Source organism: Bartonella sp. CL434QHHD (assembly GCF_042195145.1).
Lineage (GTDB): Bacteria > Pseudomonadota > Alphaproteobacteria > Rhizobiales > Rhizobiaceae > Bartonella.
Window position 1 is genome coordinate 118448 of sequence record NZ_JBHINT010000034.1, and the last position, 24208, is coordinate 142655.

At 37.3% G+C, this 24208-nt stretch carries 21 protein-coding genes; 11 read left to right on the top strand and 10 right to left on the bottom strand.

All coding sequences use genetic code 11. The annotated features are described in order from the left end of the window. Nucleotides 1–38: 38 nt before the first annotated feature. From ACFILN_RS05375 to ACFILN_RS05385, 3 genes are all read right to left on the bottom strand, one after another. Entirely contained in the window at nt 39–161 is a 123-nt protein-coding gene (locus ACFILN_RS05375) for a hypothetical protein (RefSeq protein ID WP_375630550.1), read from the bottom strand. Then, complete coding sequence (locus tag ACFILN_RS05380) at nt 152–739, bottom strand: hypothetical protein (RefSeq protein ID WP_273790243.1); 588 nt, start codon at nt 737–739, stop codon at nt 152–154. The genes ACFILN_RS05375 and ACFILN_RS05380 overlap by 10 nt, the downstream gene beginning before the upstream one ends. A 111-nt stretch (nt 740–850) precedes the next feature. Next, complete coding sequence (locus ACFILN_RS05385; RefSeq protein WP_375671041.1) at nt 851–2032, bottom strand: DNA recombination protein RmuC; 1182 nt, start codon at nt 2030–2032, stop codon at nt 851–853. Between the two features lie 96 nt (nt 2033–2128). Here ACFILN_RS05385 and def point away from each other — a divergent pair, with 96 nt between their 5' ends. The 3 genes from def to truA are packed head-to-tail and all read left to right on the top strand — an operon-like array spanning nt 2129 to nt 4339. After that, nucleotides 2129–2665, top strand: coding sequence for a peptide deformylase (gene def, locus ACFILN_RS05390; RefSeq protein WP_273790310.1), 537 nt, complete (start codon nt 2129–2131; stop codon nt 2663–2665). After that, nucleotides 2665–3594: a methionyl-tRNA formyltransferase gene (fmt, locus tag ACFILN_RS05395; protein ID WP_375630553.1), complete on the top strand. Its 930-nt coding sequence runs from the start codon at nt 2665–2667 to the stop codon at nt 3592–3594. Before def ends, fmt begins: the two co-directional genes overlap by 1 nt. 1 nt (nt 3595) lies before the next feature. After that, complete coding sequence (truA, locus tag ACFILN_RS05400) at nt 3596–4339, top strand: tRNA pseudouridine(38-40) synthase TruA (RefSeq protein WP_375630555.1); 744 nt, start codon at nt 3596–3598, stop codon at nt 4337–4339. Between the two features lie 32 nt (nt 4340–4371). Here truA and ACFILN_RS05405 read toward each other — a convergent pair whose 3' ends face one another. Then, complete coding sequence (locus tag ACFILN_RS05405) at nt 4372–5235, bottom strand: LOG family protein (RefSeq protein ID WP_375637222.1); 864 nt, start codon at nt 5233–5235, stop codon at nt 4372–4374. A gap of 106 nt (nt 5236–5341) precedes the next feature. On the opposite strand from ACFILN_RS05405, the gene dapD reads away from it, so the two are divergent. Next, nucleotides 5342–6190 (top strand): 2,3,4,5-tetrahydropyridine-2,6-dicarboxylate N-succinyltransferase, encoded by an 849-nt coding sequence (gene dapD / locus ACFILN_RS05410; protein ID WP_375671042.1) that lies wholly within the window; start codon nt 5342–5344, stop codon nt 6188–6190. A 515-nt stretch (nt 6191–6705) separates the two neighbouring features. Here dapD and lepA read toward each other — a convergent pair. From lepA to dnaK, 5 genes are all read right to left on the bottom strand, one after another. Continuing rightward, nucleotides 6706–8511 carry a translation elongation factor 4 gene (lepA, locus tag ACFILN_RS05415; RefSeq protein WP_375643000.1) on the bottom strand — a complete coding sequence of 602 codons (1806 nt, stop codon included), beginning with the start codon at nt 8509–8511 and terminating at the stop codon, nt 6706–6708. Between the two features lie 1324 nt (nt 8512–9835). Next, nucleotides 9836–10750 (bottom strand): DMT family transporter, encoded by a 915-nt coding sequence (locus ACFILN_RS05420; protein WP_273790236.1) that lies wholly within the window; start codon nt 10748–10750, stop codon nt 9836–9838. Nucleotides 10751–10782: 32 nt separating this feature from the next. Continuing rightward, nucleotides 10783–11688, bottom strand: coding sequence for an acetylglutamate kinase (gene argB, locus ACFILN_RS05425; protein WP_273790235.1), 906 nt, complete (start codon nt 11686–11688; stop codon nt 10783–10785). Nucleotides 11689–13396: 1708 nt separating this feature from the next. Continuing rightward, nucleotides 13397–14539, bottom strand: a complete 1143-nt coding sequence (dnaJ, locus tag ACFILN_RS05430; RefSeq protein WP_273790234.1) for a molecular chaperone DnaJ — start codon at nt 14537–14539, stop codon at nt 13397–13399. Nucleotides 14540–14697: 158 nt separating this feature from the next. Continuing rightward, complete coding sequence (gene dnaK / locus ACFILN_RS05435) at nt 14698–16590, bottom strand: molecular chaperone DnaK (protein ID WP_273790233.1); 1893 nt, start codon at nt 16588–16590, stop codon at nt 14698–14700. Between the two features lie 967 nt (nt 16591–17557). Here dnaK and ACFILN_RS05440 point away from each other — a divergent pair. Then, nucleotides 17558–18112: a copper chaperone PCu(A)C gene (locus ACFILN_RS05440; RefSeq protein ID WP_273790231.1), complete on the top strand. Its 555-nt coding sequence runs from the start codon at nt 17558–17560 to the stop codon at nt 18110–18112. Between the two features lie 121 nt (nt 18113–18233). Here the strand turns inward: ACFILN_RS05440 and lysM are convergent, their stop codons facing one another. Beyond that, nucleotides 18234–18689 carry a peptidoglycan-binding protein LysM gene (gene lysM / locus ACFILN_RS05445; RefSeq protein ID WP_273790230.1) on the bottom strand — a complete coding sequence of 152 codons (456 nt, stop codon included), beginning with the start codon at nt 18687–18689 and terminating at the stop codon, nt 18234–18236. A 386-nt stretch (nt 18690–19075) separates the two neighbouring features. Here lysM and ACFILN_RS05450 point away from each other — a divergent pair, with 386 nt between their 5' ends. The 6 genes from ACFILN_RS05450 (at nt 19076) to thpR (ending at nt 24116) form a co-directional block, all read left to right on the top strand. After that, the gene (locus ACFILN_RS05450; protein ID WP_005774392.1) at nt 19076–19798 is read left to right on the top strand and encodes a response regulator transcription factor; all 723 of its coding nucleotides are present in this window, start codon (nt 19076–19078) and stop codon (nt 19796–19798) included. Between the two features lie 39 nt (nt 19799–19837). Then, complete coding sequence (locus ACFILN_RS05455; RefSeq protein WP_273790229.1) at nt 19838–21622, top strand: sensor histidine kinase; 1785 nt, start codon at nt 19838–19840, stop codon at nt 21620–21622. 23 nt (nt 21623–21645) lie between these two features. Beyond that, complete coding sequence (locus tag ACFILN_RS05460) at nt 21646–22110, top strand: HPr kinase/phosphatase C-terminal domain-containing protein (RefSeq protein WP_273790228.1); 465 nt, start codon at nt 21646–21648, stop codon at nt 22108–22110. Between the two features lie 135 nt (nt 22111–22245). Further along, a complete protein-coding gene (locus tag ACFILN_RS05465; RefSeq protein WP_273790227.1) occupies nt 22246–22647 on the top strand; it encodes a PTS sugar transporter subunit IIA in 402 nt (133 codons plus the stop codon). Between the two features lie 10 nt (nt 22648–22657). Further along, entirely contained in the window at nt 22658–22951 is a 294-nt protein-coding gene (locus ACFILN_RS05470) for an HPr family phosphocarrier protein (protein ID WP_012754483.1), read from the top strand. Between the two features lie 625 nt (nt 22952–23576). Next, the gene (gene thpR, locus ACFILN_RS05475) at nt 23577–24116 is read left to right on the top strand and encodes an RNA 2',3'-cyclic phosphodiesterase (protein ID WP_375630573.1); all 540 of its coding nucleotides are present in this window, start codon (nt 23577–23579) and stop codon (nt 24114–24116) included. The last annotated feature ends 92 nt before the right edge of the window (nt 24117–24208 follow it).

Consider the following 24208-nt stretch of genomic DNA (forward strand, 5'->3'; position numbering starts at 1 on the left):
GCTTTCTGTTACTTGAGTTTATTCTAAAAAATAACAATTTATTTCATTGAATGATCAGAAAAACGAGACAGCCTTGTCGTATCATAAAAAATTTTTCCCTCAAATGATTTTACCACATCAATTCCCTGATTGAGATTTTCAAAAATCTTCCCTAATGCCATCCACATCTTTTTAATTGCTGTTCATAGAGCCTCGATATCCTTGCCATGCGCTGTGCTGCCTGTGAGAGTGCCGTAGTGGCATGCCCGCCACTACGCGCATAAGCACCATGTCCCATATGATAATTTAAATAAAGGCTATATGCATCATCAAATCTCACCCCATTGCGTTGAACACTTTGGCGATGATACCAAGCAACAAAATCAGCAGCATCTGCGAAATTCGTACGCCATGCAAAAGACTTTCCTGTCGAGCGAAGATACATTGCCCATGTACTGTCAAGCGCTTGAGCATAACCATAAGCTGTCGACCGACGCTTCCATGGGATAAAACCAAGTAGTTTTTTGCGTGGAGGACGTGCATTGTGACGAAAGCTCGATTCCATCTTAATGGTTGCAAGAATGATAGGCATAGGAATTCCATAGCGCATTTCCGCTCTTTGAGACACTTTACCCCAATTGTCAAAAAAACCATTTTTTTGTGCCAAAATAGCACAAGCATTATTTGTGTGGATGGGAGTGGTTGTTGCACATCCCTCTAGCAAAAACACCAGTGCCCCTAAAAACAAAAGGTGTCGCATATTCCTATTCCTCTCGTTTAAGAAATAAAACAAGATAGAGATACTAAAAAATGATTACCAATCAATAAAGAACATGATCTAACTTGTGATATTTAAGAAGCTTGCTTTGCTTTATTCCTCATCAGCAAAACGCAATGCTTGCGACTGAGCTAATGTTGTCATTTTTGTTGGTTCAGAGTAATTTTCTTTTAATTCAACAGTTTCAATGCGATTTGCCCGTTTCATAATTTTGGAGGACGATATCAAAATTCCCTCTATATCTTCACCTGCTTTGTGAAAGTGCTTCTGTAATGCGCGAACACGCATATCCATTCGTCCAAAATCTTCCATCAATTTTGCTACTTCTGATTGAATTAAATGCGCTTGTTCACGCATCCGCGCATCTTTCATAATGGTTTGTACCACTTGGACAGAGAGCATCAACAAAGATGGTGAAACAATAATCACATGAGCTCTATTGGATTTTTGTACCAATGCCTCAAAGTCCTCATAAATTGTTGCAAAAATCGATTCAGATGGCACGAAAAGGAAAGCAGTGTCATGAGTTTCTCCAGGAATCAAATATTTTTGTGCAATATCACGAATATGGACTTCCATATTGGTACGAAATTGGCGTTCTGCCTCTTGACGCTCTTGCGCTGATTCTGCCTTACGCATAGCATTCCAAGCCTCCAGAGGGAATTTAGCATCAATAACAAGAGAAGGGGCTTTATTGGGCATATGAATGAGACAATCTGGGCGCTTTCCATTAGAAAGAACGGCCTGAAAAGCATAAGCATTTGTTGGTAAGGCATCGGCAATAATAGCTTCCATCCGCCCCTGACCGAAAGTACCACGTGTCTGCTTATTGCTTAAAATAGACTGTAACTGAACAACTTGTCCCGTAAGCGATTGAATATTATTTTGTGCCGCATCAATCACTGCTAAACGCTCTTGCAAACGATTCAAATTTTCATAAGTGGATTTAGTCTGTACCTGAAGTGTTTGGCCTAAGCTTGTTGTCATCCCATTGAGTTGCTCACTGAGTGATTTATTCAATTCAGCCTGCCGTTGACCAAAAATTTCCGCCATCGTTTGCATTCGCCCTTGCATTTCAGCTTGTGTTTTCAGCAAGGTAGCCATCTGCATTTGTGCCTCACGTGCGCGTTCAGCAATTTCATTTTCCAAAAATGCTTTTTTTCGATGAGAATGTATCAACATAAAAAATGCCAAACAGACAAGTATAAATAAAAGCAAAAGCACTAGTTTAGAAAAAAAATCACCAGCGAGTATGGAAAAAAACGAATCAAACATAAATTGTAATATAACGCTCTTATTGTAAAAAAACGCAAGAATCCGTTATTCAATATTGACCAATAACAAACCATTGATTAATCTCTACTTATGCCTATGCCAATGAGATCTTTAATTACTTTACCTGATCCGATTTTACGGGAAGTGTCCAAACCTGTTGAGCAGGTCGATTCATCTCTCCAAAAACTTGCAGATGACATGTTGGAAACCATGTATAATGCTAAGGGCGTTGGTCTTGCTGCTATTCAAATTGGTATACCGCTACGTATGTTGGTTATAGATGTCTCTGGAAATTCTGAAGATGAGCAGAAAAAACCTCTTGTTATTATCAACCCTGAAATTTTATGGCTTTCAGATGAGCGTAATATTTACAAAGAAGGTTGTCTTTCTATTCCTGATTATTTTGCAGAGGTTGAACGTCCTAAACGCCTTCGTGTTCGCTATCAGAACCGTGAAGGAAAACAAACAGAAATTGAAGCAGACGATCTCTTAGCAACTTGCTTGCAGCATGAAATTGATCATTTAGATGGGCGCCTTTTTATTGATTACATTTCAAAGATCAAACGCGATATGGTGATACGAAAATTTAAAAAACGCGCAAAAGAAAAAAACATGCAGGAAGCAGTTTTGTAATGGCTTTACGATTAAGTTTTATGGGAACACCAGATTTTTCTGTTCCTATTTTACATGCTTTACTGGATGCAGGTCATGATGTTGTTGCTGTTTATAGTCAACCCCCTCGCCCAGCAGGACGTCGAGGGCTTAAATTAATCCCCTCCGCTGTTCACACCGTAGCAAAAGAGAAATCTATACCCATCTTTACACCTCAAACACTTAAAACAATCGAACAACAGGAGCAATTTGCAGCACTTTCTGTTGATGCTGCTATTGTGGTGGCTTATGGACTCCTTTTACCCAAAGCTATTCTCGAAACGCCGCGTTTTGGTTGTTTTAATGCCCACGCTTCACTCTTACCACGTTGGCGTGGTGCTGCGCCTATTCAACGAGCAATTATGGCTGGTGATAAAGAAACAGGTATCATGATCATGAAAATGGATGAAGGACTTGATACGGGGCCTATCGCTCTTTCTCGCTCCATCCCCATTACGGATAACACCACCACTGCTGAGCTTTCAAACAGACTTTCACATATTGGCGCAGAACTTATGGTAGAGACTTTATCCACTCTTGAAAAAGGACGACTTAAACTGACCCCACAATCAGAAGAAGGCATCACCTATGCCGCCAAAATTAGAAAAGAAGAAACCCGCATTGATTGGACAAAACCAGCAGAGTTTATTCATAGGCATATTCGCGCGCTCTCTCCCTCTCCTAGTTGCTGGTGCAATATGAATATCGGTGGACGAGAAGAACGTGTAAAAATTCTTGATAGTCGTTTAACAACAGGTCCTTCTCTTGAAATTGGACGGATAGAACCAGATTCTTTGATTATCCATTGTGGGCAAGGACGGATAGAAATAACCTCTCTCCAAAGATCTGGCGGTAAAATTCTTGATAGCGCAACCTTTTTGCGAGGTGCTCATATTTCTGCTGTTTTTTAAGATGCCACGTTTTAAACTCACTCTTGAATATGATGGTTCAAATTATGCTGGTTGGCAGCGTCAAGCAAAACTTCACACGATACAAGGAGCTCTTGAACAAGCGATTTTTTGCTTTAGTGGACAACAATTGACCATAACAACAGCAGGACGAACGGATGCGGGCGTACACGCTACCGGACAAGTTGCGCATGTTGATTTTGAAAAAAACTGGCTCTCCCATACTGTGCGAGATGCGCTCAATGCTCTTTTACGTAAACAGGGAGAGGCGATTTCAATCTTAAATGTAGAAAATGTCCCTGATGACTTTGATGCACGATTTTCCGCAACCAAACGCCATTATCTTTTCAAAATCCTCAATCGTCGCTCTCCACCAGCTTTAAATGCCAAACGCGTGTGGTGGTTGCCAAAGCCTCTTAATGCTGACGCCATGCATGAAGCTGCGCAAAAACTTGTAGGACAACATGATTTTACAACTTTCCGTTCAGCACATTGCCAAGCCAAAAGCCCTATTCGCACCCTTGAACGCCTCGATATTCAAAGAGAAGGTGAAGAAATTTTTCTTTATGCACAAGCTCGTTCTTTTCTTCATCATCAAATCCGTTCATTCGCAGGAAGCCTCATGGAAGTGGGTATTGGACGTTGGACAGCTCAAGATCTCGAAGCAGCTCTTCATGCTAAAGATCGTAAACGTTGTGGTGTTGTTGCCCCCCCCTCAGGACTTTATTTAACCAAAGTAGAGTATTAATGATCCTTCAAGAGTGAGCGTCTCAAAAGTCGTTAAGGCAGTTTATAAAAAGAACGAATTTCTTCAAAAGCTTCTGCTGCTGTATTAACAAATTTCACAAAATTAACATCAGTAGGAGAGATTGTACCTTGTGCAGACAGATACTCAAAATTGATAGTATTGCTCCAAAATTCTTTGCCAAACAATAAAATTGGTACCTGTTTCATACGCCCTGTCTGTACTAAAGTTAACGTCTCAAACAGTTCATCCAGAGTCCCAAATCCGCCAGGGAAAATGGCTAGGGCTTTCGCTCGTACTAAAAAATGCATTTTGCGCATCCCCAAATAATGAAAATTGAAACACAAATGCGGCGACACATACGAATTAGGCTCTTGCTCATGTGGTAAAATAATATTCAAGCCAATCGTTGGGGCACCAACATCACAAGCACCACGATTTCCCGCCTCCATGATTCCTGGTCCGCCCCCCGTAACAACCACAAATTCACGATATTCTGTCGTAGCAGAATAAAGTGAGCACAAACGCGCAAACTCTCTTGCTTCATCGTAATAATGTGACATAGCATGCAAATTTTTCTTTTGTATTTCATTTTTTGCAGCCCACGCTGCTTGCCCAGGTTCAGGAATACGCGCACCACCAAACAAAACAACTGTTGATTGAATATCATATTCTTTAAGGGTTATTTCCGGCTTTAAAAATTCAAGACTAATACGTTGTGAGCGCAGCTCTGGACGCATCATAAAATCTTGATCGATATAGGCTAAACGATAAGTAGACGAACGCATTTGTGCTGAATTAGAAACTTTATGTATTTGTTGTAGAGCATCCTTCGCATGGAGAAGTGGTGCCCAGTTTTCTTGCTCTGCTTTTCTTTTTTCTTTACAGCTTTTTTTCATACACCTGTCCTACTTCCTCATCGTTTTATTGACTGAACACATTTCTTCGCGTAGTTCATAGAGAATAAATCTTGAAGCTTTCAACTTGTTTAACGGAACTCTCGTCATGACCCATATCACACAACTTGAAATTATTATCGAACAAGCTTTTGATGATCGCGATTCTATCGATACTACCACAAAAGGCGAAATACGTGAAAGTGTTGAACATGCATTGAACCTTCTTGATAAAGGTGAAATTCGTATTGCAGAACGACACAAAAATGGACAATGGCATGTTCATCAATGGTTGAAAAAAGCGGTTTTACTCTCTTTTCGGCTCAATCCTATGCAAATTATTACTGGTGGAATCAATGGGACACATTGGTGGGATAAAGTTCCTTCAAAATTCTCTGGTTGGCAAGAGGCAGATTTTAAAAGTGCTGATTTCCGTTCCGTTCCTGGAGCCATTGTACGTCATTCTGCTTACATTGCACCCAACGTTATATTGATGCCTTCCTTTGTCAATCTTGGTGCTTTTATCGATGAGGGCACAATGGTTGATACATGGACCACCGTTGGTTCTTGTGCACAAATTGGTAAACATGTCCATCTTTCTGGCGGTGTTGGTATTGGAGGTGTTTTGGAACCACTGCAAGCAAATCCAACAATCATTGAAGATCATTGCTTTATCGGTGCTCGCTCTGAAATTGTTGAAGGCTGTATTATCCGTGAAGGTGCTGTTTTGGGAATGGGAGTCTTTATTGGAAAATCAACAAAGATTATTGATCGTACAACAGGTGAAATTTTTATTGGTGAAGTACCAGCCTATTCAGTGGTTGTACCAGGTTCTCTCCCTGGAAAACCTTTACCAAATGGTGAAGCAGGACCTAGCCTTTATTGTGCTGTTATTGTAAAACGTGTTGATCAAAAAACACGAGAAAAAACATCCATTAATGATCTTTTACGTTCTTAGACACAAGATTAATGCATAATAATATTTCATCGTTTTTTAACTTGAATAATAACCTCGAATACAAGGATTCTCTCATTTCAAATCCTTTCATAGTGAATCAATTACTATCATTTCCTGCTCGTCTCATAAACACTGTTGGTGTATGGATAAGAAGCACTTTAAGAAAGAATAAAAATGTCTTTAATGAATTTCTCAAGCACCATGTGTCTTTATGACAATAAATATGGTTATGAGTTTTATGTCATTCACGGAAGCTTTACCGTTATACTTTCTACGCACGCTATCGTGAAATGAGGTCGAGTGTATTGAGAGATATTTATTAAAATACGTGCACAAATATGCAACACAAACGCATTTTGTTTAAAGCATTCTGTTTTACATGAGAAAGTGACACCTTTACGCAATACACAAAAACATGAAGCACGGCGCAATTCTATTTAAAGTGTCCTTTAAACACCTGAACCAATCGACAAAAGCAAAAGCGCAATCAATGAGAGAAAATACTCCTTTTTTCATTATTTGTTCATTTTGAGCGCTTGAATAAATGCTGATTGTGGAATTTCTACTTTTCCAAATTGGCGCATCCGCTTTTTGCCTTCTTTTTGCTTTTCCAAAAGTTTGCGCTTACGCGTAACATCACCCCCGTAACATTTCGCTGTTACATCTTTACGCAAAGCACGAATCGTTTCGCGCGCTATAACTTTACCACCAATAGCCGCTTGAACTGGAATCTGAAACATATGCTGGGGAATAAGATCTTTCAGTTTTTCACACATGGAACGCCCGCGCTTTTCTGCAATCGTGCGGTGAACAAGCATCGATAATGCATCAATAGGCTCTCCATTCACCAAAATAGACATTTTAACTAAATCACCTTCTGCATAATCTGTCATTTGATAATCAAAAGAAGCATAACCCTTTGAGATTGATTTTAGCCGGTCATAAAAATCAAAAACAACTTCATTCAGTGGTAAATCATACGTTACCATAGCACGGGTTCCAACATAGGACAAACCAACCTGTACCCCGCGCCGCTCTTGGCATAGTTCTAAAATTGACCCAAGATAATTATCAGGAGTCATGATTGTCGCCCGAATCCACGGTTCTTCTATGGAAGAAATTTTAACCACATCAGGCATATCCGCTGGATTGTGCAACTCTTTAACAGAACCATCATTCATATTCATGCGATAAACAACCGAAGGTGCTGTCGCGATTAAATCCAAATTAAACTCACGCTCTAATCGCTCTTGAATAATTTCAAGATGCAGAAGTCCCAAAAATCCACAGCGAAAACCAAACCCCAAAGCCGCAGATGTTTCCATTTCAAAAGAAAAACTCGCATCATTTAAGCGTAATTTGCCCATGGCTGCACGCAAATCATCAAAATCGGCAGCATCAATTGGAAAAAGTCCACAAAAGACAACCGGTTGCGCAGGCTTAAAACCAGGTAAAGCATTTTCACAAGGACGGCGCTCTTCAGTAATCGTATCCCCAACCCGTGTATCTGCTACCTCTTTGATAGAAGCAGTGATAAAACCAATCTCGCCCGGTCCTAATTCATCAACCTGTACCATTTTAGGTGTAAAAACCCCAACGCGCTCAACTGGATATTTTGCTCCTGTACCCATCATACGAATGGTTTGGCCTTTTTTTAAAATACCATCTATCACCCGTACCAAAACAATAACACCAAGATATGCATCATACCAGCTATCAACCAACATTGCTTTCAAGGGATTTGCAACATCGCCTATATGTGGAGGTGGTAATTGTGCAACAATTGCCTCCAAAACATCAGGAACACCCAAACCTGTTTTTGCTGATATTTCTACTGCTTGAGATGTATCAATGCCTATTACATCTTCAATTTGTTCTTTAACACGCTCAGGTTCTGCTGCTGGAAGATCAACTTTATTGAGAACAACAACCAACTCATGGGAATTATCAATGGCTTGATAAACATTTGCTAACGTCTGCGCCTCTACGCCTTGGCTTGCATCCACCACCAACAGAGAACCTTCACAAGCTGCCAATGAACGCGAAACCTCATAAGCAAAATCCACATGACCAGGTGTATCCATAAGATTTAAAATATAGGTTTCACCATTCTTTGCCTTATAGTGTAAACGTACCGTTTGTGCTTTAATAGTAATTCCACGTTCACGCTCAATATCCATGGAATCGAGTACTTGTTCTTTCATCTCACGTGTATCAAGCCCACCTGTTATTTGAATCAAACGATCAGCTAAAGTTGATTTGCCGTGATCAATATGCGCCACGATGGAAAAATTACGAATATAATTACGATCTATTGTCATATAAGGCGATTTAGCAAAGAATAATACAAAACGCAAAGACCAATTATGTTCCGGCTTCTATCAAAATAATATAAACCTAAAAAGCTTCTCAAAACACAACTTTTTATAGCCTAAAAAATGAGGCTTTTGTTTGCTAAATTAAATCCAAGGGTGCTAAAATGATCCTTTCACATCTTATTTGATAACTCATATGCTGTAGTAAGCCGGCACCATCACACACTTTGCCAGCCTCCAATATTACGACGATCCTTTACACTTGAAAAAGTTTATAAGAGATATGCCTTTCTTGTACAGTCTTTACCCACATGCCCCCCACCCACTTGTGATGTGTAAGCAAGTGATTTGGATTGATTTAACATGAAAATGATTTGAAGTGAGAAAATTTTACAGTATTCAGGGTTCTAATTCAATGTGAATAGTGCTATATTATAATTATAAATCAATGTATTATCATATTTATATGATGGGCGTGTATATCACTTAGGCTTGCAATAAAATTCGCAAGAAATGCTTTTTTATTTGTACGCAATAATCTTCTTTTTTAGTAATCTTATATAAAATAATATGAATATCGCGGGAGTTTCTTCTCAATTTTTAAAACTTTAGAAATATGCTCTATTGAGTGATGTTTTTATATACTTTTTATATAACTCCTTCCTTCCTCCATTAAGCATAAAGCACACCAATCCTCTTCGATTCATTGGATAACACATTGATTTATAATGATCGTTTATTGTTTTGCGATTTAAATTAAAACTCTGAATATCGCGAGCCTCTCTCATTTTAAATGCCAAAGGCTATCATAATATTGAGAACTGATAAAGAAAATGCTAGTGCCCTTTATTTTAAGTAAAATGATGATGCTCTGTGGTTTTTCTATACTTCATGCGGACTGTCAATGAATATGATGTATATTGAGAAAATTATCTTTTAAAAAACGATTTAATGTACAACGTTATGGGGATACTTTGGGCGTTCTATTTTGCATGAGAAGCGTAACTCTATTAAAGGACAAAAGAAATAACGTGCGACAGTGCGTAATTCTCATTATTCAAAAACATTACCGTAGATGTTTTTGAAAGTTGTTAAAGCCAAATTTAAACATGATCGTAAAGATGAGCGTTAATTTTTACCTTTATATCACCTCATGCTTTGGCTCAATAAAGGTTGTCTTCCCGTTTCAGAAGTTAGGCAAACAGATACATGCAAAAGCTGGAATAACTTATAGAACTTCTTAATCATCTTAATATTAAAAAAGCTTCAAAAATGAAAACTCTACAAGCAAAAATCTCATGCAATAAAATCATAATAAAAAAATGTATAGCTAATCAATTTTTTTAATTGCTTTATTTTTTTTACGCCATTGTGAAGGTTGTAATTCAGCCACAATTATCCCAATCAGAATAAGCAAACCGCCCAATAAAGCTAAGGGAGATAAATGTTCGCCAGCCAAACGCCCAACAATACCAGCCCATACCGGTTCACCTGCGTAAATGAGTGTCGCACGCGTAGGGGAAATAGACTTTTGTGCCCAATTCATAGCTAATTGAATGATGGCACTCATTAATGCCAATCCTATACCAATATTAAACCACACCCACGAAAATTCAGGGATGCTTTCACCCATCAAAGGCATACAAGCAAATGAAAAAAAACCACTAAAAAATAACTGAATAATGGTTACACGCCGACTATCAACCTTGTTCGCAAAAATTCCGATGAGTATGACTTCTCCAGCAATCGCTAAAGCGCCTAACAAAGTTAAAATTTCGCCTTTTGAAAAATCAAAATTTCCCGGCTTTTGCCCTGAAATAAATACAAGCCCAATAAAAGCGAAAATAATACCAATCCAACAAGCTAAACGGGGAGGTTTTTTAAAAACAATCCATTGCAAAATTGGAACCATCGGTACATAAAGCGCTGTGATAAAAGCTGACTGACTACTAATAATTGTTTGAAGTCCAGCTGCTTGAAAAGCATAACCAAAAAACATGGCTAAACCTATCGCCATCCCAGCGAAAACTTCATAAACAGTTATACCTTTTATAGAGCGCCAAAAAATTACCCCACATATAAGAGATGCAACAATAAAACGAAATCCAACAAAAAACAGAGGACCACTATAGCGTACCGCAATGTGAATGACTAAAAATGTAACGCCCCACAATATTGTCGCAGTAAATATTGCCAATTCTGGCTTACTTAATAAAGGATATTTAAACTGTTTTAGATTCACCATGAAAAACTTTCTCTTCCAATTTTCCCCACAATTTATGAAACAATAAGCGTTCCAACTCCCTGTTCGGTAAACAGCTCTAGTAAAACAGAATGAGGAGTTTTACCATTTAAAATGACAACACCTTCCACGCCATTTTGAAGGGCTTTTATACAAGTCTCTACTTTTGGAATCATGCCTCCTGAAATTGTCCCATTTTTAATAAATTTCTCAGCTTCAGAAACTGTCAATTCTTTTAAAAGTTTACCCTGGTTATCCAAAACACCAGGAACATCAGTGAGAAATAAAAGGCGTTTAGCCTCTAATGCACCAGCAATAGCTCCAGCAAAAATATCAGCATTAATATTATAAGTTTTACCATCGCGTCCTGGAGCCACAGGAGCAAGAACCGGTATCATTTCAGAACATGCTAAAAGATCTAGCAATGTGCGGTCAACTTCAACAGGCTCACCAACAAACCCCAAATCTAAAACACGTTCAATATGCGAATCAGGATCAATGACAGTTTTATAAGCCTTTTCGGCAAAAACCATATTGCCATCCTTGCCGCATAATCCTATTGCCCATTCTCCCTCAGCATTAATGAGAGCAACAATTTCTTTATTTATGGAACCCGCTAAAACCATTTCAACCACTTCAACGATCCGCTCATCGGTTACCCGTAATCCGTTTTCAAATCGCGATTCAATCCCCATTTTCATTAAAATTTCAGCAATTTGAGGCCCACCACCATGAACAACAACAGGATTAATCCCCGATTGCTTTAATAGAGCAATATCACGCGCAAATGCTCGCCCCAAAGCAGGATCACCCATAGCATGGCCGCCATATTTTACCACGACCGTTTCATTTTCATATTTTTGCATATAGGGTAAAGCAGACGATAAAAATGCTGCTTGTTTTTCCAAAACATCTACATCACCGTTTTTAGCATCATCCATCAATAGAGCCTCCTCATCACTTTTTACCATCTCTTAATGAAATTTAGGAAAAGTGAAAACAATAAAACCAAACTTTACTCTATCCACCCCCCTGAAAATCGTCAATTTTCCTCTAAATTACGAAAAAGGAATAGCGAAATGAAATACAAAAACTTCCTTTAAAAATTGACAGCGAAAAATTAAACAAAATAGGCGTAAAAAACGTCATTATTTTATGATCTTATATATAAAATTGAAAAGCAAAATTTTGAAGCTACGCTGCACATTCAACTCATTAGTTTATCCCTACGGATACTTAACAATGAATAGGAATATATACAACCATTGATTTTATAAGATAAAAATAAAGTTTCTTATAATAATAAAATTAACATATTCCCAAGATTAAGAAATCACTCAACTGCTTTATAGCTTATCCCAATAAACTATAACTTTGGTTTTAAAAATTTGACTTTTTCTCAATCATTAAACATGAGGAAATGTCGATTGAACGCTCCTCATGGAGAATCATAATAAGTTGATTTATAATAATAATTTATCTTTTTATATCGTAAAATCGAAAAAAGGCTTTGCAACATTATCCATATATTGTGATAGCTCTTCAAAAGCATCTTCGTAAAAGCATTTAATTGTTTAGATTACTCTCTTCGTAAGGTTTTATAAAACTTCTCATTTTTCATGATCGGTCATTAAGTTTTTCTTTCTGCATAGCGATACATGCTTGAATTATTCAATGTTTTTTAGAATTGTTAATTCTTTTAATGTATTATTTTAATTATGTTATTTTATGAAAAAAGATTCATTTCGTATACTTCTCTTTCCATATCACTAACAATTTCAATAATATGTCGTGCTGTTTTCTAAGCATATTGTGCTATTTTTTTATTGTATTTATATTTTCTTTTTAAAGGTAACGTCTTCTATCTTCCCACCAACTTTTTATTATGCCAATAAATTCAATTAAGTGAATTCCATCGAATCTGTTTTCCCACAAGAGAGATACATCAAATACCTCAAAACGTGTTTTGTTATGTATTCTTTAGCATTAAACACACATTATCTCATTCCACAATTTCTTTGGAACAAAATAAACTTGATTATAGCGTTTTTTATTATCTGGAAGAACTATTTATGACATCAGAAATACAAAACTAAATCCGCATCTAAAAAGACATGATTACGGCTAAAAGCTAAGATGAGGCATGTAAAAGCTATTCCAAATAAAATAACCCTTATTTTAAAGGAAGCAGTGATTAAAACTATGAAAAATGCCAAAAATAAAATCGGTTATAAGAAGTTGATACTTTATTTGAAAAAGATGGATTGCCTAACAGCTTATTTAGCGTTTCTTGGCAAGCTGCTACCTATTTTACAGTTTTATTATAGAGCCTTTAAAAAGAAATACAAAAAATACTGAATGCATAAAGGCAGTCATCATGACACTGGCAATATTTATTATCAATCACTCAATTGCGTTCTTATATGGATAAGCCCTTTTTAAAATGTCATAGACACTCAAAAATAAGACTTATCCATAAAACTCATGAAATATAAAAACTATCAGCAGCAGGAGTTTATCCTAAATTAGCTGTCTCTCTCTTTTCTTTTCAAGAAAAAATGCTTTTCAAAGACAATGAGATAATAGAAAACTTAATGAAAATAACTTTCCTACAGCTCTCTCTAATTATTCTGAGAACATTCACATATTTTAACCAGAAATATTTTCAAAAAATTCTTTCATACGTGAAAAAAAACCATGTGATTGCGGTGAATTTTCATGATTTGAGAGCTTTTCAAATTTTTGCAACAATTCACGTTGTTCTTGCGTTAATTTCTGCGGTGTCTCAATCGTGATATGGATGTAAAGATCACCCCTTGCTTGCTGACGGCGCAACATGGGCATACCTTTGCCTCTAAGGCGGAATTGACGTCCATTTTGTGTCCCTTCTGGAATCTTAACGCGTGCTTTAACACCATCAAGGTCGGAAACTTCAAACTCTCCTCCTAAAGCAGCTGTTACCATTGAAATAGGAACGCGACAGTGAAGATCTGCTCCTTCTCGCTGAAAAAACTCATGCGGTTTAATGGAAAGGAAAATATAAAGATCACCATTGGGGCCACCACGAATACCAGCATCACCCTCACCAGAAAGGCGAATACGCGTTCCATCTTCAATACCAGCTGGAACATTTACGCTCAATGAACGTTTTTTCTCTATGCGTCGTGTCCCCTGACATTTGGGACATGGATCCGTAATAGTTTCACCACGTCCATGACATGAAGGACATGTTCGCTCAATAGAAAAGAAACCTTGTGCTGCACGCACACGACCAGATCCATGACATATTCCACAAACTTGCGGCTTAGAGCCCTTTCTCGCTCCTGATCCCTCACAAACATCACACGTGACGGAACTGGGAATATTAATTTCTGCAGTTTTTCCTGAAAATGCCTCTTCTAAAGTCACTTCCATATTATAACTCAAATCTGCACCACGTTCGCGACTATCACCACGCTTACGGTGTGTCCCTCCCATAATCTCACCAAAAAAGTCTTCGAAAATATCCGCAAATCCACCACCCGCAGCAAAACCGCCAAAGGGATTTGCTCCCCCTTGACCACCGCTATTTTCAAAGGCCGCATGGCCAAATCGATCATAAGCAGCACGCTTCTGAGGATCTTTAAGAACTTCATAGGCTTCGCCAATTTCTTTGAATTTTCGCTCTGCCTCTTTATCCCCCGCGTTGCGATCAGGATGATATTGCATTGCCAACTTACGAAAAGCAGATTTCAACTTTTTATCATCACATTCGCGAGTCACGCCAAGAATTTCATAATAGTCAACCTTCATCATGTATTCCTGATAATTTTTCTGTCATCCATCTTTATGGATAATATTGCTTTTAATTTATATTTTTAGCAACAAAGTTGCAACTTATCTCAAATAATAAAGCCCAGCCTTATATTTCAAAGGCCGGGTTTATAAATTAATCAACACATATGCTGACACTATTTCTTCTTATCATTAACTTCTTCAAAATCAGCATCAACAACATCATCATTCTTTGCCTCTGTTTCAGTGTCAGCGCTCGCTGCTTGTGAGGCTTCGTACATAGCCTGTCCAAGCTTCATACTGACTTCTGCTAATTTTTGCATCTTTGTTGTTACTTCTTCCGTATCACTGCCTTCAAGCGCAGATTTCAAATCAGATATTGCTGTTTCAATCTGTCCCTTTTCTTCAGCTGATACTTTATCGCCATATTCATTGAGCGACTTTTCAGTTGAATGAATAAGAGCCTCCGCTTGATTTCTAGCTTCAACACCTTCACGGCGTTTTTTATCCTCAGCCGCGTGCTCTTCTGCATCCTTTACCATTTTTTCAATATCAGCATCACTTAAACCACCTGATGCCTGAATACGAATTTGATGCTCTTTACCTGTTCCCTTATCTTTGGCCGAAACATTAACAATACCATTCGCATCGATATCAAAAGTAACTTCAATTTGAGGTATACCACGTGGTGCTGGAGGAATACCAACAAGATCAAATTGAGCCAATAACTTATTATCACTTGCCATTTCCCGTTCACCTTGGAAAACACGAATCGTCACAGCACTCTGATTATCATCAGCTGTCGAAAAAACTTGCGATTTTTTTGTTGGGATAGTGGTATTGCGCTCAATAAGGCGTGTGAAAACCCCACCCAAGGTTTCAATACCCAAAGATAAAGGCGTTACATCTAGCAACAACACGTCTTTGACATCGCCTTGCAATACACCTCCTTGGATGGCAGCACCCATTGCGACCACTTCATCAGGATTAACACCTTTGTGTGGATCCTTACCAAAGAAGCTCTGCACGACTTGCTGAATCTTGGGCATACGTGTCATACCACCTACTAAAACAACTTCGTCAATTTCACCAGCCTTTAATCCAGCATCTTTCAACGCAGCTTTACAAGGCTCGATGGTACGCTGCACTAAATCGTCAACGAGAGATTCAAATTTTGCCCGAGTCAATTTCATTGTTAAGTGCTTGGGACCTGATTGATCTGCCGTGATAAATGGTAAATTGATTTCTGTTTGCTGTGACGAAGAAAGCTCAATTTTTGCTTTTTCTGCCGCTTCTTTTAAGCGCTGTAAAGCTAATTTATCATTTTTCAGATCAATTCCTTGCTCTTTTTTGAATTCATCTGCAAAATAACCAACTAGGCGCATATCAAAGTCTTCACCACCTAAAAACGTATCTCCATTGGTTGATTTAACTTCAAAAACGCCATCTCCAATTTCAAGAACTGAAATATCAAATGTACCACCACCAAGATCGTAAACTGCTATTGTTTTTCCGTCTTTTTTGTCCAAACCATAAGCTAAAGCAGCAGCTGTTGGCTCATTAATAATCCGTAAAACTTCAAGTCCAGCAATTTTACCCGCGTCTTTCGTAGCTTGACGTTGCGCATCATTAAAATAAGCAGGAACCGTAATAACGGCTTGTTCAACTTTTTCACCAAGATAAGATTCTGCTGTTTCCTTCATCTTTTGCAAAATCATAGCTGAAATTTGCGACGGAGAATATTTCTTTCCCGCTTCTTCAACCCATGCATCACCATTGTCACCTTTAACAATTTTATAAGGCACAAGTGCTTTATCTTTTTCAACCATAGGGTCATCAAAACGGCGCCCTATCAAACGTTTAACTGCAAAAACTGTCCCTTCAGGATTTGTCACCGCCTGCCGTTTAGCAGGCTGCCCAACAAGCCGCTCCCCCCCATCAGTAAAGGCAACAACGGAAGGTGTTGTTCGCGCTCCTTCTGAGTTTTCAATAACTTTTGCGTTTTTGCCATCCATAACAGCCACACAAGAGTTCGTTGTCCCCAAATCAATACCAATTACTTTTGCCATATTATAATCTCCATTCAGCAAGCTACCTCAACCTTCATAAAGCATCTTTTTAAGATAGCTCCTCATAACACCTAAAGCCCGTATATTGCTTCAAGCAACATAAAATAATAATAAACTGCAAGTCGCAACAAGCCTTGCTGCCTCGTATATAAGAACAGGCTTTTATTGCTACAAGAGAATAATGAGAGAAACATCTCCAAAATAAAAAATTTATTTTAAAATAGGCGCTCTAATGACCCATAAATACCATATTTATGAGAGACTTGAGATTATAATATATTTTTCTTGCAATTCTCAACAAATATATCTTTCTATAAAAATTAAAAAAATAAAAGAGTGATTGCACTCTCGCTCTTGATCTTCTCATCATTGATAAAAAATACCCACGTAAAAGCTTTTTAAAAGGCGAATAATTTATATCACAAATATTACAAATTTTCCCCAGACTAAAATAGTCATCATATCTAATGCTCATATCAGTAAAGATATTATCTATCAATCTCCTTTCAAAAATTCTCCTTCTAATGGTCTCATTGTTTACTGCTATTTGAAATCTGTGCTTTAAACTCACCTAAAGCGTTTTTTCCTAACTGTATAATTTTGAACTTTGAAAATATATAAAAATGCGTCTGTATAAACGCTTTAAAATGCCAAGAGCTGTTATAATATTAAAATTGGTAAAGTGGTTGATGATTGTTCTATATTATATTTTATTAAGCAAAATAGTAGTGCATCATAGATTTTATACCATTTACAAATATTATTTATGAGATGAATACGGAAGTGTTGAGAGGTGTGTTGTCGTTGTAAACCTTACTGCCTTCCTTTAGAATCAAATAATTCTATGATTTTTATTCTCATACTCAAATCAATTTCATTTTAGTATTTCTTTCTTTTATTTTAAATAAAAGCTCTGCTAAAATAAAAAAATATTCAAAGTATGAATCTTATGAAGGAGGGTAAATCAATGATGACATCTATTATTAAGAAAATAACAAATCTCATCTTTAAGAATATAATCCATACACAATATCCATACAAAAAGGTTATCATAAATATCGTGTGTGCTCTTCTCTTTGCTGGTATAACCCTGCCAGCAGGTGCTCAGCAATATAAACTTGGCGACATAGAAATTCTCAATCCTTGGACACGAGAAACACCTAAAGGTATAAGAGTTGGTAGCGGTTATCTCTACATTATTAATCACAGTAATACCCCAGACCGTTTGGTTTCTATTTCCACAAACGGAGTAAAAACAACAGAGATACACTCTATGGCTGTCGTTAATGATATTATGAAAATGGAAAAAATGCACAATGGCATTGAAATTCCGGGAAATGGAGAAATCACGCTTAAGCCTGGCGGTGATCATATTATGTTTATGGGGCTTTCAAAACCATTCAAGTTAGGTGATAAAATTAGCGCAAAATTGACATTTGAGAAAGCAGGAACCATTGATGTTGATTTCTCTGTAAACGCTATGAAAGTACCATCACCTTCTAAATCCTCTCTTGTTCACTAAGCTCCTTTTATATAAATACACAATAAATACACACTTTATAAAATGAAGGAGCGTGAATTTTTTTTACGCTCCTTTATTTTTTGTTTAATGCCATCAGTAAAAAATTATCCTCTTTGATGAATTAACTATGGTCAATTTCAGGAATACGTAAAACTTGTCCAGGATAAATTTTATCGGGAGATTTTAGCATTGGCTTATTGGCTTCAAAAATAAATGTGTTTTTATTACCTTGCCCTTTTCCATAAACCTCTTCAGCAATTTTCCAAAGATTATCACCAGATTTAACCTCATAAAAGCGAGAAGTTTTTCTAGGCGTTGTATCTATAACCTTTAATTGATCAACATCTACAGAAGAGATACCTTGTGAATTGCCAACAACCAGCAGTGCTTTTTCAAGTGTTTCCCTGTCTGGAACTTCACCGCTTAAAATAGCTTTACCGTCTTCAACTTGAATATTGACTTTTTCTGTACCGAGTTGAAAATCATCAAATGCTCTTTTAAAATCCTTTTCTTTTGGTTCATGGTCCCCAATACCTAACTTTTCCCCTACAGTTTTAATAAAATTAAAAAATCCCATTACGACCTCCTTTCGTGTAGCAGAAACAAATTTTTGTGCATATATTGCCACATTCTTTTCTTTGCTCTTAAAACACATAGGCAGATTTTCTAAACTTCAACAATCAAAACTACATCTGTTCAATTATGAGACAAACACAATAATAAACTTTGTAATAAACCTTGATAAAAAAAGCCTTTATGAAAATTTTCTCTCAAATGAAGGGATCTTAATAGACATAGAAACATTATAAATTATGAAAGCAAAACAAGATTTTACAGTAATGACAAAAGGTTTTTTACTTTGCTACAATTTGTATCATATTTGTTTTGCAAAAAAAATATGAACTCCCATATAAATAAGTGTGGGTAATTTGCTACCACAGCAATAGAAAGGTCTAAGAAACCATGAAAGATACACCAACAATCACACAAACGATTGTACTTGTTGATGATGATCGCAATATTTTGACATCTTTATCTTTTGCGCTTGAGACAGAAGGATATCGGGTTGAAAGCTATACAGATGGAGCATCTGCACTCAAGGGTCTCACACTTCACCCTCCACACTTAGCTATTTTTGATATTAAAATGCCCCGAATGGATGGGATGGAACTTTTGCGTCGTTTGCGTCAAAAATCTGATCTTCCAGTTATTTTTCTCACCTCTAAAGATGATGAAATTGATGAATTATTTGGTCTCAAAATGGGAGCTGATGATTTTATTACTAAACCTTTCTCCCAACGTCTTCTTATTGAACGCGTGAAAGCTATTTTGCGCCGTTCTAATGCACGTAACCAACCGCTTTCTACAGGAACTTCTTCCACCTCTTCTCTCAAACGTGGAGATCTTGTGATGGATCAAGAACGCCATACCTGTACATGGAAAGATAAACCTGTTATTTTAACCGTTACGGAATTTTTGATTCTGCAAACCTTAGCACAAAGACCAGGAGTTGTAAAAAGTCGTGATGCTTTAATGGATGCTGCCTATAGTGATCAAGTCTACGTAGATGATCGCACCATTGATAGTCACATTAAACGTCTGCGTAAAAAGTTTAAACAAGTGGATGATGATTTTGCAATGATTGAAACACTTTATGGTGTAGGTTATCGTTTCCACGAGGTATAAAACTACTTTGTCGCAAAAATTTGAACGGCAATCAAATCGATGACAGACAATTCTCAACTGGAAACTTTACAAAAAACAACCGTTAATGGTACATCCTCAACGCCATTTCTTATGTTTTCTCGTTTGCATCTTCGAATACAACGTCTCTTTAGACAATTGCTTTTTTCCAGCCTTACACGTCGCATTGTTATATTAAACATTGCTGCCCTTGCCGTTTTAGTTACAGGCATTTTATACCTTAACCAATTTCGCGATGGTTTAATTGAAGCAAAAATTAAAAGTTTATGTACCCAAGGAAAAATTATTGCTGGGGCTATTGCTGCTTCTGCAACAGTAGATACAAATTCTATCCTCATTGATCCCCAAAAACTCTTAGAGTTACAGACTGGTGAAAGCGTTACACCAGCCCCTCAATCAACCGATTCTTGGGATTTTCCTATTAACCCTGAGCAAGTTGCCCCTCTTTTACGGCGTCTCATCACACCTAAAACGACAAGAGCACGTATCTATGATCGTGATGCTACTCTCCTTCTTGATTCGCGCGTTCTTTATTCTAGTGGAGAAGTTTTTAGTTATGATTTACCCCCACTTAAAACAGAACAAAACATGTGGGATCGCCTTACTTCATGGTATTCAAGCGCATTTTATGGTAAAGGTATTGCTCTTGACAGAGAACAAACAAAAACCAGTGGTATTGCTTATCCAGAAGTGTACCGCGCATTAAACGGATCTCTTGCTACGGCAAAAAGACGCAACAGACAAGGGCAATTAATTGTTTCTGTTGCCGTTCCTGTTCAACGCTATCGCGCAGTGGTTGGAGCTCTTCTTCTTTCAACCACTGGTTCCGATATTGATAACATTGTAAAAGGCGAAAGACTGGTTATCTTTAAAGTTTTTGCCGTTGTAGGTAGCGTACTTTTGGTTCTTTCTCTCTTTTTGGCCCATACGATTGCCCATCCATTAAGTAAATTATCTGCCTCGGCTAATCGAGTGCGTAATGGCAATAATCAGCGTGTAGAAATTCCTGATTTTTCAATGCGTGAAGATGAAATTGGTCACCTTTCAACTTCTATTCGTGATATGACCAATGCCCTTTATATGCGTATTGAAGCCATTGAACGCTTTGCTGCTGATGTAAGCCACGAATTAAAAAATCCTCTCACCTCTCTACGCAGTGCTGTTGAAACGCTCCCTCTGGCTAAAAATGAAGAAGCACAAGAGAAATTGCTTGAAATTATTCAACATGATGTGCGCCGCCTTGATCGGTTGATTACAGATATTTCTGATGCATCACGGCTCGATGCAGAGCTTGCACGAGAAACCGCAGAGATTGTTGATATGACACCGCTTTTGGAAAGTCTTGTTCATGCTGTTCAGGAAGTGTATCGTAATACGCAAACCATTGATATAAGCCTTAATATTGTCCCACGTCCTCATGGAAAAGCCTATCTTGTATTGGGACACGAACTCCGTTTAGGACAAGTGATTTCAAATCTTCTTGAAAATGCGCGTTCTTTTATTCCTCGGAATCGTGGCAAAATTTGCATTACTATGAAAAGTCATGCTTCAACCCTTATTTTAACCATTGAAGATAATGGCCCAGGTATTCGTTCAGAAAATATTGAACGCATTTTTGAACGTTTTTATACAGATCGACCAAATGAAGATGCTTTTGGGCAAAACTCTGGACTTGGCCTTTCTATTAGTCGGCAAATCATCGAAGCTCATAATGGGACAATTACAGCCGAAAATATTATTGATCCTACACTTGGGAAGTGTAAAACTGGTGCACGTTTTACTATTATGCTTCCGCTTGCTAAATAAATCTTTTATCCAAAGTAAAAGACATGAAAACAAAATGTGAAATACTCCACGCAAATTGCCTTCAACTAGGCGGCAAGGGGCTGTTAATTATAGGTCCATCGGGATCAGGAAAATCAACCCTCACCCTTTCTTTGCTTGACCGCGCTGAGTGGTCAAAACGTGAAGCGAAGCTTATCAGTGATGATTATACAATGTTGCGTGCGGAAAATGGAAAGCTTCACGGATACACTCCCGATAATTTAGAGGGCGGCATCGAGATTCGTGGCGTTGGTCTTTATATGATAGAATTTGAAAAGCACACAATTATCGATTGTGTTATTTTTCTCGGTCCGGAATATGAACGTTTTTCCACAAATAAAACTTTTCAATTTGAAAATTTGCACATTCCTCTTTTAAAACTTCCCTCTCTTCGTGAAGCCGATTGTACCGCCATTTGTCAAGCTATTGAAGCATTTTTGTTTAAAAAAATATGGCAAAAATCTGTCTAATTTTTTTCTAAAGATAAAAAAATCACAATTTTTGCCTTTTTTTTGCAAATTTTTCTTGGCAGCAAGATAAAGCCTTGTACAATGTCTTTCCCACCAATATGGTTGGGTCTTATTAGTTAACAGGAGTTTGCGTAAATGATTGGACTCGTGCTTGTAACGCACGGTGAGCTGGCTGTCGAATTTTTACATGCCGTGGAACATGTTGTTGGAGTACAAGAAAAGTTCGCAACAATATGCGTTTATCCCGATGACGATATAGATCAGCGCCGAGGTGATATTATAGCCGCAGTAACCGATACAGATACGGATCATGGCGTCATCATATTAACAGATGTGTTCGGTGGAACACCATCAAATATAGCTATTCCTGCTATTGAAAAAGGACGCGTTGAAATGATTGCGGGTGTTAATTTGCCCATGCTTATTAAACTGATTTCTATTCGCAAATGTCCGGATATTTCATTATCAGACGCGTTAAGAATAGCACAAGAAGCAGGGCGTAAATATATTAATGTACCAAGTATGATTAGCGGATAATAAAATACCAATGTTTTCCAAAGATACCCTCCCGTGTATAAGTCGTCATTTCAATATCTGTAATAAACGTGGGTTACATGCACGTGCTTCTGCAAAATTTGTACAAACTGTTGACAATTTTAATGTTACTGTTGAAGTTGAAAAAGATGGAAAAATTGTTGGCGGATCATCAATTATGGGACTTATGATGCTAGCGGCTTCATCCGGTTGCAACCTCACCATTCGTGTTTCAGGACCAGAAGCAACAGATGCTCTTAATGCTCTTGAAAAGCTCATCAATAACAACTTTGGAGAGGAAAACTAGTGCTTTTTCATCATAAACAAGGATGATAATTCTTAGAAAATAGGAACTTTCCATCATTATTTTGAATTTTAATTTCTCTTCCCGCTTTTATACCAATATTCATATCCATTATGGATTGGTATAATTATCATAAATGTAAAAGCTTATAGTAATTTTGTTATGCTGGTTTTTTTCTTCCTTTCCTAATATTATTTGACCAATTTGAATAGTTTTGCGTATTATGGCTATTCCCCGACTTAATCATATAATTAAATCTTTACAGAAAAGAGAACTCTTCACCTTGTATTATAATATGCTTTATTTTAGGCTAAAGATAAATGTCAAAATAATTTCGCACATCAACAATCTATCAACTTTTCTTATTTTCTGCTAACTTTGTAGCCTTTATAATACACAAGTAATCTTCCATTGCACATCATTGTGATACAGATCATGAAAACGCAATTCTTATCAATGTCATAACCATTTTCTTAAAACGAATAAGCTTTGTACGCTCATAATTATAGTAAGCATTTTTTAGACATTCTTTTTCTATACTATTGCCTTGTTTTATGTGGTACGTGCCCCGCCCTTATTATCTATATTGCGCTTGGGATAGCATCTTTCATTATAAGGAGATAATATCATGGGTCGTCTATTTAGTGCTCTCCAGATTCCTCAACAAACAACAAAAGCCCTCGTATCATTGCAAAATGGCTTACCAAAAGCGCAATGGATCAACCCGCAAAATTTTCATGTCACCTTATCTTTTTTTGGCGAAGTTGAAAGTTCTACAGCAGATGAAATTATGCATACCTTTAACACTATAGAACTTCCTTCTTTTACGCTACAGATAAAGGGTTTTGAAGTTTTTGGTTCAGAAAATGCTCCCCATTCTCTTGTGGTTCGCATTGAACCTTGTGAAAAGCTTACTCTTTTACATGAAAAGATGCAATATATTCGGAATAAATTAGAGTTAAAGCCTGATGAAAGACTGTTTATTCCGCATATCACTCTTGCACGAATATTTGATATTAATCTTAAAGATCTTTCTTCTTATCTATCTTTTCAAAATGATTTTTTTGTCCCTCCTTTTGAAGTTGATCATTTTGTTTTATTGTTATCGGCCTCTCCCTTAAATAAGGCTCCCTATATTGTAAAAGGAAATTGGCCACTTCAAAAATAAAAGGGTGTTTGTCACACCCTTTAAAAACTCTTTGAGAAAAGACCCTATATATATGAAACTGCAGGGAATACTGCATTTTACGATAGAGGTTT